The organism is Pseudodesulfovibrio sp. zrk46, assembly GCF_012516435.1.
Lineage (GTDB): Bacteria > Desulfobacterota > Desulfovibrionia > Desulfovibrionales > Desulfovibrionaceae > Pseudodesulfovibrio.
Map to the genome: position 1 here is coordinate 2240437 of NZ_CP051216.1, position 15535 is coordinate 2255971.

General features: G+C 57.1%; 12 protein-coding genes. 2 read left to right on the forward strand and 10 right to left on the reverse strand.

Annotated features, from left to right (window positions below):
• Positions 1-52 precede the first annotated feature (52 nt).
• The 5 genes from HFN16_RS10150 to iadA all read right to left on the reverse strand — a co-directional run bounded on the left by HFN16_RS10150 (position 53) and on the right by iadA (position 6525).
• The gene (locus HFN16_RS10150) at positions 53-904 is read right to left on the reverse strand and encodes an ABC transporter permease subunit (RefSeq protein WP_168890643.1); all 852 of its coding nucleotides are present in this window, start codon (positions 902-904) and stop codon (positions 53-55) included.
• Positions 905-914: 10 nt separating this feature from the next.
• Positions 915-1838 carry an ABC transporter permease subunit gene (locus HFN16_RS10155; RefSeq protein WP_168890644.1) on the reverse strand — a complete coding sequence of 308 codons (924 nt, stop codon included), beginning with the start codon at positions 1836-1838 and terminating at the stop codon, positions 915-917.
• Between the two features lie 28 nt (positions 1839-1866).
• Positions 1867-3390 carry a glutathione ABC transporter substrate-binding protein gene (locus HFN16_RS10160; RefSeq protein WP_168890645.1) on the reverse strand — a complete coding sequence of 508 codons (1524 nt, stop codon included), beginning with the start codon at positions 3388-3390 and terminating at the stop codon, positions 1867-1869.
• A 62-nt stretch (positions 3391-3452) separates the two neighbouring features.
• Entirely contained in the window at positions 3453-5330 is a 1878-nt protein-coding gene (locus HFN16_RS10165; protein WP_247648305.1) for an ABC transporter ATP-binding protein, read from the reverse strand.
• Positions 5331-5349: 19 nt separating this feature from the next.
• A complete protein-coding gene (gene iadA / locus HFN16_RS10170) occupies positions 5350-6525 on the reverse strand; it encodes a beta-aspartyl-peptidase (protein ID WP_168890646.1) in 1176 nt (391 codons plus the stop codon).
• 293 nt (positions 6526-6818) lie between these two features.
• Between iadA and HFN16_RS10175 the strand changes: the two genes are divergently transcribed.
• Complete coding sequence (locus HFN16_RS10175) at positions 6819-7778, forward strand: AEC family transporter (protein ID WP_168890647.1); 960 nt, start codon at positions 6819-6821, stop codon at positions 7776-7778.
• Between the two features lie 284 nt (positions 7779-8062).
• Positions 8063-9760: an ATP-binding protein gene (locus tag HFN16_RS10180; protein ID WP_168890648.1), complete on the forward strand. Its 1698-nt coding sequence runs from the start codon at positions 8063-8065 to the stop codon at positions 9758-9760.
• Positions 9761-9801: 41 nt separating this feature from the next.
• Here the strand turns inward: HFN16_RS10180 and HFN16_RS10185 are convergent, their stop codons facing one another.
• The 5 genes from HFN16_RS10185 to HFN16_RS10205 all read right to left on the reverse strand — a co-directional run bounded on the left by HFN16_RS10185 (position 9802) and on the right by HFN16_RS10205 (position 15255).
• Positions 9802-10632 carry a glycerophosphodiester phosphodiesterase family protein gene (locus HFN16_RS10185; RefSeq protein ID WP_168890649.1) on the reverse strand — a complete coding sequence of 277 codons (831 nt, stop codon included), beginning with the start codon at positions 10630-10632 and terminating at the stop codon, positions 9802-9804.
• Positions 10633-10655: 23 nt separating this feature from the next.
• On the reverse strand, positions 10656-11426 hold the full coding sequence (locus HFN16_RS10190; RefSeq protein ID WP_168890650.1) for an amino acid ABC transporter ATP-binding protein: 771 nt from the start codon (positions 11424-11426) through the stop codon (positions 10656-10658).
• A 12-nt stretch (positions 11427-11438) separates the two neighbouring features.
• Complete coding sequence (locus HFN16_RS10195) at positions 11439-12527, reverse strand: amino acid ABC transporter permease (protein WP_168890651.1); 1089 nt, start codon at positions 12525-12527, stop codon at positions 11439-11441.
• 3 nt (positions 12528-12530) lie between these two features.
• On the reverse strand, positions 12531-13907 hold the full coding sequence (locus HFN16_RS10200) for an ABC transporter permease subunit (protein ID WP_168890652.1): 1377 nt from the start codon (positions 13905-13907) through the stop codon (positions 12531-12533).
• A 337-nt stretch (positions 13908-14244) separates the two neighbouring features.
• On the reverse strand, positions 14245-15255 hold the full coding sequence (locus HFN16_RS10205; protein WP_168890653.1) for an amino acid ABC transporter substrate-binding protein: 1011 nt from the start codon (positions 15253-15255) through the stop codon (positions 14245-14247).
• Positions 15256-15535 lie beyond the last annotated feature (280 nt).

Below are 15535 nucleotides of genomic sequence, written 5' to 3' on the forward strand. Positions count from 1 at the left end.
GAATATCCGTTTTGTAGAGTGTGGGACAAATCCCGCAAGCGTTATTTGTTGGTTACTTTACCTTGGGGTCGAGAGCGGCACGCAGGCCGTCGCCCAGCAGGTTGAAAAAGAGCACGGTCAGGAAGATGGCGATGCCCGGGAACAGGGTCATGTGGTCGGCCACGCCGATGTAGTCGCGGCTCTCTGCCAGCATGGCGCCCCACTCAGGGGTCGGCGGCTGTGCGCCCAGACCGAGGAAGCTGAGGCTGGAGGCCGTGATGATGGAGGTGCCGATGCGCATGGTGAAGTACACGATAACGCCGGACAGGGTGCCGGGCATGATGTGAACGAACATGATGCGGCGACGGGACGCGCCTGTGCTCTTGGCAGCTTTCACGTACAGGCTCTCCTTGAGGGCCAGCGTGCTGCCGCGCACTATTCGCGCGAATGTCGGCATACTGAACACCGAGACCGCCACGACCACGTTCACCAGACCGGGGCCGAGGATCGCAACAATGGCGATGGCCAGCAGGATGCCGGGGAAGGCGAACAGCACGTCGGAGGTGCGCATGATCAGGCCGTCGAGGAAGCCGCCGAAGAAGCCGGACACGAGACCGAGGGCCACGCCTACCAGTGCGCCGAGGATGACCGAGGTAAGGCCTACGGACAGGGAGATGCGCGTACCAAAGATGATGCGCGAGAGGATGTCGCGGCCAAAGACGTCGGTGCCGCACCAGTGTTCCCAGGAGGGCGGCATCATGGAGAGGCCGTAATCCACCTCGAACGGGTCATAGGGGGCGACCCACGGTGCGAAGATGGCGGTCAGCACCAGAATGACGATGAAGCCCGCCGATACCATGGCGATTTTTCGTTTTTTGAACTTGTGCCAGAAAATCCCGAAGGGAGTCGTTGTCTGTGGTTCCATGTCGGCTCCCTTAGTCGTAGCGAATTTCCGGGTTGATCACGGCGTAGACCATGTCGACCACGAGATTGATGAACACGAAGTGGAAAGAATAGAGCAGGAGCAGAGCCTGAAGCACGGGATAGTCGCGCACGGCCACTGCTTCGATCATGTAGCGGCCGAGACCGGGCCATGCAAAGACCGTCTCGACAACCACCGAACCGCCCAGCAGGAAGCCGAACTGGAGACCGATCATGGTGATGACCGGGATCAGGGCGTTGCGGAAGGCGTGCTTCCACATGACCATCGACTCACGCACACCCTTGGCGCGGGCCGTGGAGATATACTCCTCGTCCAGCACGTCGAGGAACGCGGACAGGGTGAAGCGTGCCATGATGGCGGCCACCATTGCGCCCAGCGTGATGGATGGCAGGACAAGTTCCGACAGCTTGCCGGTATAGCCCGCCACGGGCAGCCAGCCCAGATGGACTGCGAAAAGTTGTATGAGCAATAGGCCCAGCCAGAACTGTGGGATTGATATGCCTGAGACCGACACGATCATGGCCGTGTAGTCCTGCCATTTCCCACTGTAGATGGCTGCGATGGCCCCGAAGAACACGCCGAAGATGACGGACCACAGGAGTCCGGCCATGGCCATGTGCATGGTGGGGGGATAGCGCAGCGCTATCTCGTCGTAGACCGGGAGGTCTGTCCGGAGACTTGTTCCCAAGTCTCCGGTCAGGACCTTGCCCATATAATTCAGGTACTGCATGGGGAGCGGGTCGTTGAGACCCAGCTCCTCACGCAGCATTTCTATCGTCGCGGGGTCGGCGTCGTCACCGGCCATCATGCGCGCGGGATCGCCCGGCAGCATGTGCACAAAGGCAAAGGCCAGGATGGAAACGACCAACAGCACCGGGATGATGTTGATCAGTCGTTTGATGAAGTATTTCAGCAAAACGAACCTAATCCTTATTGGTTATTCGTTACTGGAGGTCAGCTTTTTCCATGTTGAAGCCACCGTCGGCCATGGGCACGACACCGGAGAGCTTCTTGTTCTTGGCAGCGGTCAGGGTGTCGACGAACAGGTAGCCCCAGGGAGCCTTTTCCCAGATCTCATCCTGCAGCTTGGCGTATGCATCGCCACGGACCTTGGGGTCTGCGGAGGACAGACCGGCCTGGATCATGTCGTCGGTAGCCTTGTCAGAGAAGAAACCGAAGTTGGACATGGCCGGCGGAGCAGCCTCGGTGGACAGCAGCGGACGGGTTCCCCAGTCAGCGTCACCGGTGGAGGCGGACCAGCCACCGAAGGCCAGGAAGGGATCCTTGCCGACAGTGTCAGCCTTGTTGGATTCCAGCTTGTTGTAGAAGGAAGCGACGTCCATGGAGACCAGGTCGCCGGTGATGTTGATCTTTTCAAGCTGCTGCTTGATCATTTCAGTGGCGCGGAGGCGGTTGGAAGCGTTGGGGGTCATGAAGGTGACCTTGAAGCCCTTCTCGTAACCGGCTTCTTTCATGAGAGCCTTGGCCTTTTCTACATCGTAAGGCCATGCGCCCTGCTTGGAGTAGAACTGGAGGTTCGGCGGGATGATGGAATCCAGCACGGTTCCTGCGCCGCCCCATGCGATCTTGATGATGGCTTCCTTGTTCAGGGCGTAGTTGATGGCCTGACGGACGCGAACGTCGGACAGGGGCTCGAACTTGGTGTTCATGATCAGGTAGCGGGCGATGATGGAAGGCTGGCGGATGATTTCGATCTTGTTGTCACGCTCGGCAACCTTGGCCAGCTCTGCGGGCATGGGGTAGATGTAGTGGGCCTGACCGGCGCGCAGCATGGCGAGGCGGGCACCACCTTCAGGAACAGGACGGAAGGTGACGGTGTCGACCTTAACCTTTTCGCCCCAGTAGTTGTCGTTGCGCTTGATCTTCACGTAGTTGCCGGAGACCCATTTTACGAACTCGTAAGGACCGGTGCCGACGGGGTGCTTGGAAATGTCGTCGCCGTACTGCTCGATGGCCTTGGGAGACACGATCAGGGAGCCGGGGTGGGCAATGGCGTTAACAAAGGCACCGAAGGGTTCCTTCAGGGTGAACTTGATGGTGTAGTCATCCACGACAACACATTCCTTGACGGGCTTCATCAGGGAGGAACGCTTGTACTTGCCGGTCATCATGCGGTCGATGTTCGCCTTGACGGCCTGAGCGTTGAAGTCGGCACCGTCGTGGAACTTGATGCCCTTGCGCAGTTTGAAGACGAACTCGGTGGCTGCGTCGTTGAAGGTGTAGGACTCGGCCAGCACCGGAATGATCTTCAGCTCGGTGTCAAAGCCCATGAGGCCCTGGAGCATGGTGCGTTCGATGGCGCCGGAGTAAGTGTCGGACGTGTTGTGCGGATCCAGGGATTTAACCGTGGAATCGCAGGCGTAGACAACGTCCTTTCCTGCTGCCATGGCCGGGCTGGCAATCAGCAGAGCCATGAGCATCAGGGGAAGCAATCGGGTAAATTTCATCTTGATTCTCCTCATAGGTTTCTATGAATTAGCCCCGGATACATCACCGGAGCATACCTTCCTTAGGGTTGAATGATGGCGCCGCATTCGCCCTCGGCCACCACATGACCGGGATTGATCTCGCGGTAGCTGAGCTTGGGCGGCAGGTCATCCACGCAGCGGATGGGGCTGGGAATCTCGCCCTTGAGCATGGTGAAGTCGGTGCGGCGTTCTGGGTCGGCCACCGGGACAGCTGCCAGCAGACGCTTGGTGTATGCGTGCTGCGGATTTTCAAAGATGTCCTGGCGGGTTCCCATTTCCACGATCTGACCAAGGAACATGACAGCCACGCGGTGGCTGACGCGTTCCACGACTGCCATGTCGTGGGAGATGAACATATATGCCAGCCCCAGTTCCTTCTGGAGCTCCATCATCAGGTTGAGGACCGTGGCCTGTACGGACACGTCCAGTGCGGAAACGGCTTCGTCCGCGATGACCACCTTGGGGTTGGTGGACAGGGCGCGGGCAATGGCGATGCGCTGACGCTGGCCGCCCGAGAATTCGTGCGGATAACGGCTGGCGTGCGCCTTGGGGATGCCGACACGCTCCAGCAGGTAGTGGACCCGGTCTTCGATCGCCTGTCCCTTGTACAGGTCATGGATGATCATGGGCTCGGCAATGGAGGTGCCGATGGTTCGGCGCGGGTTCAGGGAGGCGAACGGATCCTGGAAGATGAGCTGGATGTTTTCGCGCAGCTTCTGCATCTGCTTGTCGCCGTACTGGGAGATTTCTTCGCCCTGGAACTTGATGGACCCGGTGGACTCCTCCAGCTTGAGGATGGAGTAGCCAGTGGTGGACTTGCCGCAACCGGACTCGCCCACGATGCCCAGCGTTTCGCCGGGGTAGAGCTTGAAGGCCACGTCCTCTACGGCGTGAACCCGGTGGGTGGGCTTGCCGAAAAAGTTTTTCTTCACCACGAAGCGGGTGGTCAGGCCGTTCACTTCGAGGATGGGGTCGCCATCATAGTTGGGCGTGTCGATGATCTGGGAAACAGGGCGTTCCTGATCACCTTTCAGCTCCGCCTCCATGTCCAGAATGGGCAGGGTGGACGGGAACTGGGTGCCGGTCATGCTGCCGAGCTTGGGCACGGAGCTGAGGAGTGCTTTGGTGTACGGGTGCTGCGGGTTCTTGAAGATCGTCTTGACGTCATTCTCCTCGACCACTTCGCCTTTGTACATGACGATGGCGCGGTCAGCGAATTCGGCCACCACACCCATGTCGTGGGTGATGAAGACCACGGCCATGCCGATCTCTTCCTGCAGCTGCCGGATGAGCGCCAGAATCTGGGCCTGAATGGTCACGTCGAGAGCGGTGGTGGGCTCGTCCGCGATGAGCAACTGCGGGTTGCAGGCCAGCGCCATGGCGGTCATGACACGCTGGCGCATGCCGCCGGACATCTGGTGCGGGTACTCGTTGGCGCGCTTCTCGGCGTCCGGGATGCGGACCAGCTCCAGCAGGTCGATGGCGCGTCGCCATGCACCCTGCTTGGACATGTCATTGTGCTGGAGCACGGCTTCGGCCAACTGGTTCCCGATGGTGAACAGCGGGTTGAGCGAGGTCATGGGCTCCTGAAAGATCATGGACATGTCCGAGCCGCGGATGGAACGGGCGTCGGCGTTGGTGAAATTGGTGATGTCCTGCACCTTGCCGGACTTGCCGCGCAGCAGGATCTTGCCGGAGTCGGTGCGGGCCAGCTTGAGCAGCTGGATGACGCGGCGCATGGTCACGGTCTTGCCCGAGCCGGACTCGCCTACAATGGCGAGATTCTCTCCCCGTTTCACGGAGAAGGAGATGTCGTGCAGCACCTGTGTGTGCTTGTCGAAGGTAGGGAAACTGAGGGACAGGTTCTGGATGGACAGAATGTCGTCCGGTCCCATGCCCGTGTTGTTCTCTGTTGTCATTGTTGGTCCTTGTTGACGCCTATTCGAAATATCCGGGGGAGACGACTTCGCCGTCCTTGATCATGACCTTGCCGCGCGCAACCACGTCGCGGATGGCGAGGGTCTCAGGTTCCATGATGATCAGGTCGCCGTCTGCGCCTTCGGCCAGCAGGCCTTTGATCCCTTCCAGTCCGTACATGCGGGCCGGGTTGATGGTCAGGGGCTTGAGCGCTTCTTCCAGCGGCAGCCCGAAGTGGTCCACCATGCGGCGCAGCTCGAAGAGCAGGGAGTCGGGTTTTGCCACGTCCATGCCGATGATGCGGCTATGGTCCGCATTCCATTTGGGCATGGAGCCGCCAGCATCGGAGCTGATCATGAGCTGGTCGAACAGTCCTTTTTCGCGGGCCTCCATGGCAAAGTCTGCGGCGTTGACCCAGACCGCGCTGTTGGGCGCTTCGCAGAAATGGGCCGTGGCATCCACGAAACCGCCGTTCTCTGCCAGCCACCAGACCTGATCCTTGAGATCCGTGTCCTTGCGGTTGATGTGGGTGGGCACGAACATGTCGGCGCGGACGCCCAGTTCCTTGACGGCCTCGACAACGATATCGAGGCGCTCCGGCTTGATGCCGGTATGAACAGTGATGAAGCCGGGCTTGCCTGCCACCAGAGCGGCTACGCGAATGTCCGAGGCGAGGGTCGCCAGCTTATCAATGTCCATGTGGGGGCCGCGGATGTCTGCCAGCGCGAGCTTCACGCCGATAACGGGCGGCAGGTAAACGAGGTCGTGTGCTGCGTCACCGGTGATATTGGGGGAGGGATACCAATAGGAGCCGGTGAGCATGAAGGTGGTTATACCTTCATTTTTGAACGCCTCGGTCTTTGCGAAAAGTGCTTCCACGGAGCGGGTCAGGGAGTCGGTGCCCAACAGGCCAATGGCTGTGGTGACGCCCGCCTTGGTGTTCATGGAAAGGGTCATCTCCGGGGTGCGGGTCTGGAAGCCGCCTTCGCCGCCACCGCCGGTGAAATGCTGATGTCCGTCGATGAAGCCGGGGACAATGGTCATGCCGGAAGCGTCGATGATCTCGACCTCGCCGGGCAAGCCTGAAGGGTCAATGGTCTCCGCCATGGCGAGGATCTTGTCGCCGCCGATGAGGATATCCTGCTTGCCGAGAGGCGCAGGGGCCTGAACGTTACCGTTTTGAATAAGCTTCATCATTGGATTGTGGAGTGTGTAAGTTGTTTATGAACCCAAAAGAACTTATTAGTGCATATTGTGTCTCATTGCAATCCATTTAATGTTAAGATGGCTGTCGGTTTGGAAAGATGGGAGAAGGTGGAATGAAAAGAACAAAGCTGTAACTTGCTTAATTAATGTTGTAATTTCCTCTTTCAAAATGCCAAACATTATTTTGTAGGAGATTCAGAGGTGGCCCGGCTTAATGGTTGATTGCTGAACCGGGCAGGCGTATCGTGCTCAGGCTTTTTAATTGTTCAGAGAAAGAGAAATCCATGTTTGCCACCGTCGCCTCATCCTTATTGCCGCTTCTGCTCATGATCTTTGTTGGAGCCGTGGCCTATCGTCGAGAAATTCTGCCGGAGAACAGTGCCACCGTTCTTAACGGGTTCACTTTCTACTTCACATTGCCCGCGTTGCTGTTTCAGGCCATGGCCACCACGCCCTTTGCGGATATCATGCAGCCTGCCTTCATCGGCGGCTATACCACGGCTATGTTTGCCACCTATGGCGTGGCCTTTGCGCTTTCTTCCATGCTGCTCAAGAGCCACTTCTCCGAATCTTCCATTCGCGCGACCAACGCCAGTTTCTGCAACTCCGCCTACCTCGGCTTTCCGATCATGCTCTTTCTCTATGGCGACAATCACGAAGTCATGGTTGCTTCCACGCTTTCCATCATTCTGCCGACCCTGCTCATGATCGTCTGTCTCGCGACCATGGAATTGCACCGCGCCGGTGGTGGGCAATCTCCAGTTGCGACCATTGGCAAGATTGCGCTCAATCTGTTCAAGACGCCGGTCATCTTCGCCACATTTGCCGGAGCTGGCTTTTCCTATTTTGGATTTACGCTGCCTGATTTTCTTTCCAACGGCCTGCGCATGTTCGGCATGGCCTCGATTCCCTGCGCGCTCTTTGCCGTGGGCATGCTCATCGTGAAGCTCAAGCTGGCTTTCTCTTTCCGGGAGATTGTCCTCGTTAATGTGGGCAAGCTCGTGCTGCATCCCATCATCGCCGCCTTCTGTTTTTATGCATTTGGTTTGCGAGGCGACATGCTCCTCGTGGGGATCATCCTTGCCGGGCTGCCCTCTGCCGCTGTGGTCTGCGTCATGGCCGAAACCTACGACACCCGCGTGGCCGAGACTGCCGCAGCGCTCCTCGTCGGTACGCTTCTCTACATGCCCGCCATGTACGGAACACTGCTCATTGCCAGCATGTTCGGTCTTCATCTGCCGTGAACCGTTTTGAGAGTGTAATGATTGATTCTGCATCATCTTAAGGTTGTGGCGTTTGTGTGGTCATTGGTGTGGAGATTGGGGCACCTCTTGATTGTTTACAAGTGTTCAAAAAAAGAGCCGACTGAAACGTACGTTTCAGTCGGCTTTTCTTCTGCATTGGCTGATAACTTGGACGGTTATTGAAAAGAGTTTGAGACTGTTTCACTGAACACTATCTTGTGGTATCAGTTAAATACCAATCCCCTTTTACTGTATGGAACGACTTGATAATGGAGCTGGGGCCAGTGAAAGAAAGCCAGGTAGAGTTATTGATTTTATATAGTGCAGTGGCATGTAGCATGTTTTTGGCTATCTCAGGGCTTGTCGCTTACATACCGGGTTTCGAGGTGCTTGGGCGTGTGCGTCCTGACTACATTCCTATGGCGCCAAGTACTGCCTTGTCATTCATGATGCTCTCCTTCCTTTTGCTGTTTGTTCAAAGAGGCAAACAACAGCCTTTAGTCGTTGGATTGTTATTCCTGAGCGTCTCTTTGGTTGGAACATTCGGGTTGCTAGAGCTGGTAGGGTTCCTTCTGGAAATGGATCTCAACTTTGAAGATGTAATAGTTCCCAAATTAGGGGAGCTGAAAGGTATACCCGTTGGCCGTATGTCGCCGAGTACGGGGGGCCTTTTTTTCCTTTCAAGCATTTCACTGTTCGTGTTGTTTTTATGCAGAAGCATGGGTGCAGGGAGTGAAGTGAACGTGAGAAAAATATCAGGGGGGATATCCTCTTTGATCATGCTCATAGCTTCAACAATTCTTCTGGGATACTTGTATGGAACTCCATTCTTCTATGGTCAGCGGACGATTCCAATGGCGCTTACAACAGCTCTCGGCTTCATGGCTCTCAGCGTCGGGCTTATTGTCGCCAACGGAAGGGATTATTACCCACTGAATGCGTTTGTCGGTTCATCTACCGCGGTTAGGTTGAAACGTTTATTTCTTCCTTTGATAGTAGCATTCATATTGATCCAAGGCAGTCTCACTATTTTGCTTAAGCCGCTGGTAAGTGGGCTGAATGAAGCATTTGTGACAGCAATAATTGTGATCCTCTATGTGTTTGTTTTTGGAATTGTCATTAATAAGGTTTCGAAAGTGGTCGGAGGTCAGATCGATAAGACGGAAAGACTATTGAGAGAAGCCGAGCGCCAACTCTCCATGGCTCACAGACTTGAGGCCATTGGACAATTGGCGTCTGGTATTGCCCATGAAATCAACACTCCCCTTCAGTATGTTGGTGGCAATCTGCACTTCATGAAGCAAGCTCTGCCGGAAATTGAGCAGGCTTGTTCAAAGCTGCAACTCAGTACGGATGAAAGCAAAAGTGAAAGGGACGATGAGGAATCGTCAATTGATAAACATGTCTCAGGGCTCGTCGAGGAGTATGGAGCTGCCGTTTCCGAGTCGATTAATGGTCTGAATCATATATCGACCATTGTCCGAGCAATGAAAAAGAGTTCTCATCCAGCTTCTGCTGCAACGCAACTCGCTGATTTTAATGAGTTGGTAGAAACATCTTTGTTGGTTTCACGCAATGAGTGGAAGTATGTTGCCGAGGTCGATCTTGATCTTGATGAAAGCCTACAGGCTATTTCGTGCAGTCCGGCAGGAATGACCCAGGTTGTTTTGAACCTGCTCCTGAATGCGGCCCAGGCAATTGACTCGAAGAACAAAAGAGTTGGTCCCAAGGGGATAATAACGATCAAAACATATGAAGAAGATGGGATGCTAGTCTTGTCTATTCACGATGACGGCTGTGGCATTGCTCAGGAGCATTGGCATCGTGTATATGATCCGTTCTTTACAACCAAGGGAATTGGAAAAGGGACAGGGCAAGGCTTAAGCATCGTCTACGATATAGTAAAAAAGCACAAAGGCTCCATTGAATTGGATTCACAGCTAGGAGTCGGGACGACCTTCACTGTGAGATTGCCCTTCTAGGATGGATCAAAGCTTCCTTACGCAAAATGATGAATTGCGGATCAGACTATGTCCTGCGGACAGTCCGTCACCATTCCCGTTACGCCCCATTCAGTAAACCGCTTCATGTCTTCAACACTGTTAACGGTGTACGGATTTACTGCCAATCCGGCTTCGCGGGCGCGGATTACGTTCTCCTGCGTCAGGGAGCGCCATCCCGGATGCCAGGCGTCGGCCTTTGTCTTTAAGGTGTCAGCCACTGGATCGCCTTTGTAGCGATGGGAAGTGAGCGCGCCCGTCAGGATGTGGGGAGCAAGTTCCTTGGCGCTGCGCACGTAGTCGTGGTTGAAGGATGAGATGATCACCTGATCTTCCATGCCCTGCGCCTTGATGCAGGCGAGGACGCGTTGAACCACTGAGTCTGCCAGTACGGAGGGCAATACGCGGGAAACGTCCTTGATCTCCACGTTGATCCACATGTCGAGCTCAGCGGTAATCTGCAACGCTTCGGTCAGGGTGGGGATGCGGAAGTCGGGATGGAGAATGTCCGGAACCTCTTGCCATTTTCTGGTGACGGGCGGCGGGCAGCTGCGGCGGGGATAAATGGCCGCGTTTAGCTGGCGGAGTTCCTTGAGGGTGAATCGCCACGGCACTTGCGGCGCGTTGTTCTTGAAGTCCGGGTGCGCGCTCGCGTTGGTGGTGCGGAGCAGGTTCAGATCGTGCAGGATGATGACTTCGCCGTCCCTGGTAAGCTGAACGTCGGTTTCCCAACACTTGGCGCCGACCTGCTTGGCCTTGCGCAGGGTATGCAGGGTGTTTTCCGGCCCGAGAGTGCGGCCTCCCCGATGGGCCATGATCAGGGGAGTGTCTTGAAAGAGAGAGAGCGGTTGCAAGAGGAGTCTCCGAAAAGCGCGGTCTAGTGGTTGAGAATCTGTTCCAGGAAGGTGCGGGTGCGCTCTTCGCGGGGTGCGGTAAAGAAGTCGTGTACCGGGGAGTATTCCACGATCTGGCCACGATCCATGAAGACCATGGTGTCGGCCACTTCCTTGGCAAAGCCCATTTCGTGGGTGACGCAGATCATGGTCATGCCCTTGTCGGCCAGCTCGCGCATGACGTCGAGGACTTCCTTGATCATCTCCGGGTCGAGCGCCGAGGTGGGCTCGTCAAAGAGCATGATCTTCGGCTCCATGGCCAGCGCACGGGCAATGGCCACGCGCTGCTGCTGACCGCCGGAAAGCTGTCCCGGGAATTTCTTGGCCTGTTCGGCGATGCCCACGCGCTCCAGATACATCTGTGCGAGGTCGATGGCTTCCTTGCGTGGCATGTTGCGTACATGGATGGGGCCGGAGATGACGTTGTCCAGAATGGTCATGTGCGGGAACAGGTTGAACTGCTGGAAGACCATGCCCACTTCGCGGCGGATGCGTTCGATGTGGCGCACGTCGTCGGTCAGGGCGGTGCCGTGCACGATGATCTTGCCTTCCTGATGCTCTTCAAGACGGTTGATGGTGCGGATCAGGGTGGACTTGCCCGAACCGGACGGTCCGCAAACTACGACCTTTTCGCCCTGACGGACCTGCAGGTCGATGTCCTTGAGCACGTGGAACTGATCGTACCACTTGTTGAGCTTCTGAATATCGATGACCACGGGGCTGTCGCCCAGATGGGTGGCGGTGTTGGTAGCCATTTTCTTAATCCTCTATTTGCTTGCCGAGGGCATTTTCTTCTCAAGGTGCTGGCTGTAGGCGGACAGGCCGTAGCAGAGAATCCAGTACCAGAGCGCGATGAACACGTAAGCCTCTTCCAACCGTCCGAACCACTTGGGGTTGGAGGTGGTGGCAAAGGCGATTTGGAGCAGGTCCACCAGACCGACGATACCCACGAGGGACGTGTCCTTCAGGATGCCGATGAAATTGTTGACCATGGGCGGAATCACGATGCGCAGCGCCTGGGGCAGAATAACCACGATGGTCTTCTTCCAGTATCCCATGCCCAGCGCGTCAGCTGCTTCGTATTGCCCCTTTCCGATGCCTTGCAGGCCGCCGCGGATGTTCTCTGCCAGATAGGCGGAGAAGAACATGGTGATGCCCACCATGGCGCGCAGCACCTTGTCCAGCTCCATGCCGGAGGGCAGGAACAGGGGCAGGACCACCGAGGCCATGAACAGGATGGTGATGAGCGGTACGCCGCGGATGAGTTCGATGTAGGCCACGCAGAACGGCTTGGCGATGGGCATGTTGGAGGTGCGTCCCAGCGCCAGCAATACGCTGATGGGGAAGGCTGCCAGCATGGCCACGATGGAGAGCATGATGGTCAGCATCAGACCGCCCCAGTAGTGGGTGCCTACAGCAGGCAGGCCCGTGGGACCGCCGCCGTGCACCAGACCGAATACCGCGATGGGCGAAAGCAGCCAGATGACGCGAATCCACTTGGTGGCGCGGAATTTGTGTACCAGACTGATGCATACCAGCGCGACCACGAGAATGAGTGCCACCAACGGGCGCCAGCGTTCATCTGCGGGATAGACGCCGGTCATGAATACGGGCCACATGTCGCGGATGAAACCCCATGCCGCGCCGGTGGATTGTTTTGCCACCTCCGGGTCAAGGGTGACGGTGGCATTGGTCACGGCCCAGTTCCAGAAGGGCTTGACCGCAGACCAGATGGCCCAGCAGGAGAGCACGGTCAGGACCGCGTTGTACCACGGGCAGAGCAGGTTCTTGCGAATCCAGCCCACCACGCCGGTTTGCGTCTTCGGGGGAAGTCTGTCGGGAATGTCTTGAACCATGACCTACCTCTCCACCAGCGCGACTTTGCTGTTGTATATGTTCATGCCGAATGAAATCAGCAGGGAAATGCACAGGTACACGCCCATCCATATGCCGACGATCTCTACGGCCTGTCCTGACTGGTTCAGGATCGTGCCGCCCACACTGACGAAGTCAGGATAGCCGATGGCAACGGCCAGTGAGCTGCTCTTGGCGATGGCGAGATATTCGCTGGTCATGGGCGGGACAATGACCCGCATGGCCTGCGGCAGGACTACTACGCGCATGACCTGATTTTCCTTCATGGCCAGTGCCCGGGCCGCTTCCCGTTGGCCTTTGGATACGGCCTCGATGCCGGAGCGGATGATCTCGGCGTTGAATGCGGAGATGTACACGGTCAGGCCAACGACCAGCGCGGTGAATTCAGGGGTGAGCCCCATGCCGCCGCGGTAGTTGAAGCCTTTGAGGGCCGGGAAATCCAGCGCGAAAGGATTGCCTGTGATGAGCCAGGCCAGTCCGGGCAGCCCGATGAGCAGCGCGAGGCTGGGCAACAGCTTTTTGCCCGGTACGCCGGTCTCATCATGCAGCCGCCGGGCTCGGCGCAGGATCAGAAAGATCCCGGCCAGAGCCACTATTACAGCGGCGCAAAAGACCCAGGCACCCGCCTGCGGGATGGGTGCAGGCAGGAACAGCCCGCGCTTGTTCAGGATGAGCCAGCCGCCCAGGTCAATGGATTGCCGCACGTTGGGCAATTGTTGCAATACAATGAAATACCAGAAGAAGAGTTGAAGCAGTAACGGCAGATTGCGGTTCAGCTCAACATACCAGCGGCACAGCTTGCTCAGCAGCCAGTTGGGGGAAAGACGCCCCAGCGCCACCATGAGGCCGAGGATGGTGGAGGCCACGCAGCCGATAACCGTCACCTTGAGGGTGTTGGCAAGGCCGGTAGCCAGTGCCAGCGTGTAGCTGGACGACTCGGTGTAGTGGAGGATCGTTACGCTGTCCCAAAAGCAGTAGAGCGTGACCAGCGGCAGGCCGATGGAGCATGCCAGACACGCGGCCAGCCACTTGGTGGACATGGGCCGGTCGGACTGTTTTTTCTGGTAGCGCGAAATGAGTTGACTCAGGGCGAGACCGGCTACGAGGCTCAACAGGAACCACAGTACGCCGCCTTGTGGAAGGGGGATGCCTGTGATTTCGCCGATACCGAAGCCTGCCTCGTTGTTGAGGAAGCCGAAACCGGAGCTGATGCCTCGGGTCTCCAGGTTGGCCAGCGTGTTGCGGTACATGGAGACCGCCAGCCACAGGAAGCCGCCCAGCATGCAGATCTGGAATGTCCAGGCCCTTCCCTGTTGGCTGCGCCAGAAAGGAACCTTTTTCGGTGCTGATTTGTCGGGCATGAAAACGCTTGGTTATTGGTTAGGGCAGTTGTGAGGGAGCGAGAGTAGGGTAGGGAAATCAGGATAGGAGGTCGTCTGCGGCTCCGTTGTCGGGTGACTTCGCCTCCGGCGGGCATGGACTTGCGCCCATGCAGGCCCCTAGTGCGTCTTCGACGCGGAGGTACCTTCGCCGAAGGCGGAAAGGGATTCCAAAGGGTCATAGCCCTTTGGCCGCCGGAGGCGAAATCACCAATCAATCGCCGCTCGCAGAGCGGCTTCCTCATCTGCCATTATCTCTTTATGCAATAAAAAACCGCGCCAAGCCAGAAGCTTGGCGCGGGAATGATTCTATGTCGGCCTAGCGGAAGGGCGGGGCGTACATGAGCCCGCCGTTGGTCCACAGAGCGTTCAGGCCACGCTCCATGCGCAGCGGGGTGTTGGGGCCGAGGTTACGGTCGAAGATTTCGCCGTAGTTACCGACCTTCTTGATCACGCGGACAGGAGCGCCCTGGTCGAGACCGAGGTCGGCCCACAGGGAGCCGGTCTTGCCGAGCATGCGCTGCACTTCGGGGTCCTTGCTGTTGGCGAACATCTCTTCGACGTTGGCCTGGGTCACGCCCTTCTCTTCAGCGGCGATGGTCAGCCAGATGGTCCAGCGGACAACGTCGGCCCACTGGTCGTCGCCCTGACGGACGTAGGGACCGAGGGGTTCCTTGGAGATGACTTCGGACAGGATGATGTGGTCATCCGGGTTCTCCATCAGGGAACGCTGGGCAGCCAGACCGGAGATGTCGGTGGTGTGTACGTCAGCACGACCTGCGTCGTAAGCCTTGCGCACGTCAGCCTGCTTCTCGAACACGACAGGGGTGAAGGAGATGCCGTTGTTGCGGAAATAGTCAGAGATGTTGAGCTCGGTGGTGGAGCCGGTCTGCAGAGCGATGGTGGCGCCGTCGAGTTCCTTGGCGGAAGTGATGCCGAGGGACTTGCGGACCAGCATGCCCTGACCGTCGTAGAGAGTGGTGACGGTGAAGTCGAGACCCAGCTTGACGTCGCGGCTCATGGTGTGGGTGGTGGTGCGAGCCAGCAGATCAATCTCGCCGGACTGGAGGGCGGGCAGGCGCTCCTTGGAGGTCAGCGGAGTGAACTTGATCTCCTTGACGTCAACGGCAGCGGCCACGGCGCGCATGAAGTCCACGTCAAAACCGACGCGTTCACCGTTGCTGTCGAGGGCAGAGAAGCCGGGGTTCTCAATGTGGGTACCACATTTGAGGAAGCCATCTTTCTGCACGTCCTGCAGCGTACCCGCGCTGGCAACGGATGCCATGGCGAGAATCAACATACCAATGAGAGTAGTACGGAAAAGACCCATAGATACAAACCTCCACCCCCGAACCTGTCGCGACACCCTTGGCGAGGGCATACCGGATGCATGATGCAGCGGTGCCACGAAAATAAAATAATAAGAGCATTTGCCGATGATTTAAAGCAAACCGATAGATAGAGGGAATATTATTTCCGCCCAACATCGTGTGCACGGTGTACACTGTTGCTTGAAAATACTCAACTGGTTTAAACCAGATTGATTTGTTACAAGTTACGAAACGGTAATGACACTGTGAAGATTTGGTGTCAGTATTGCCGCGGAATAA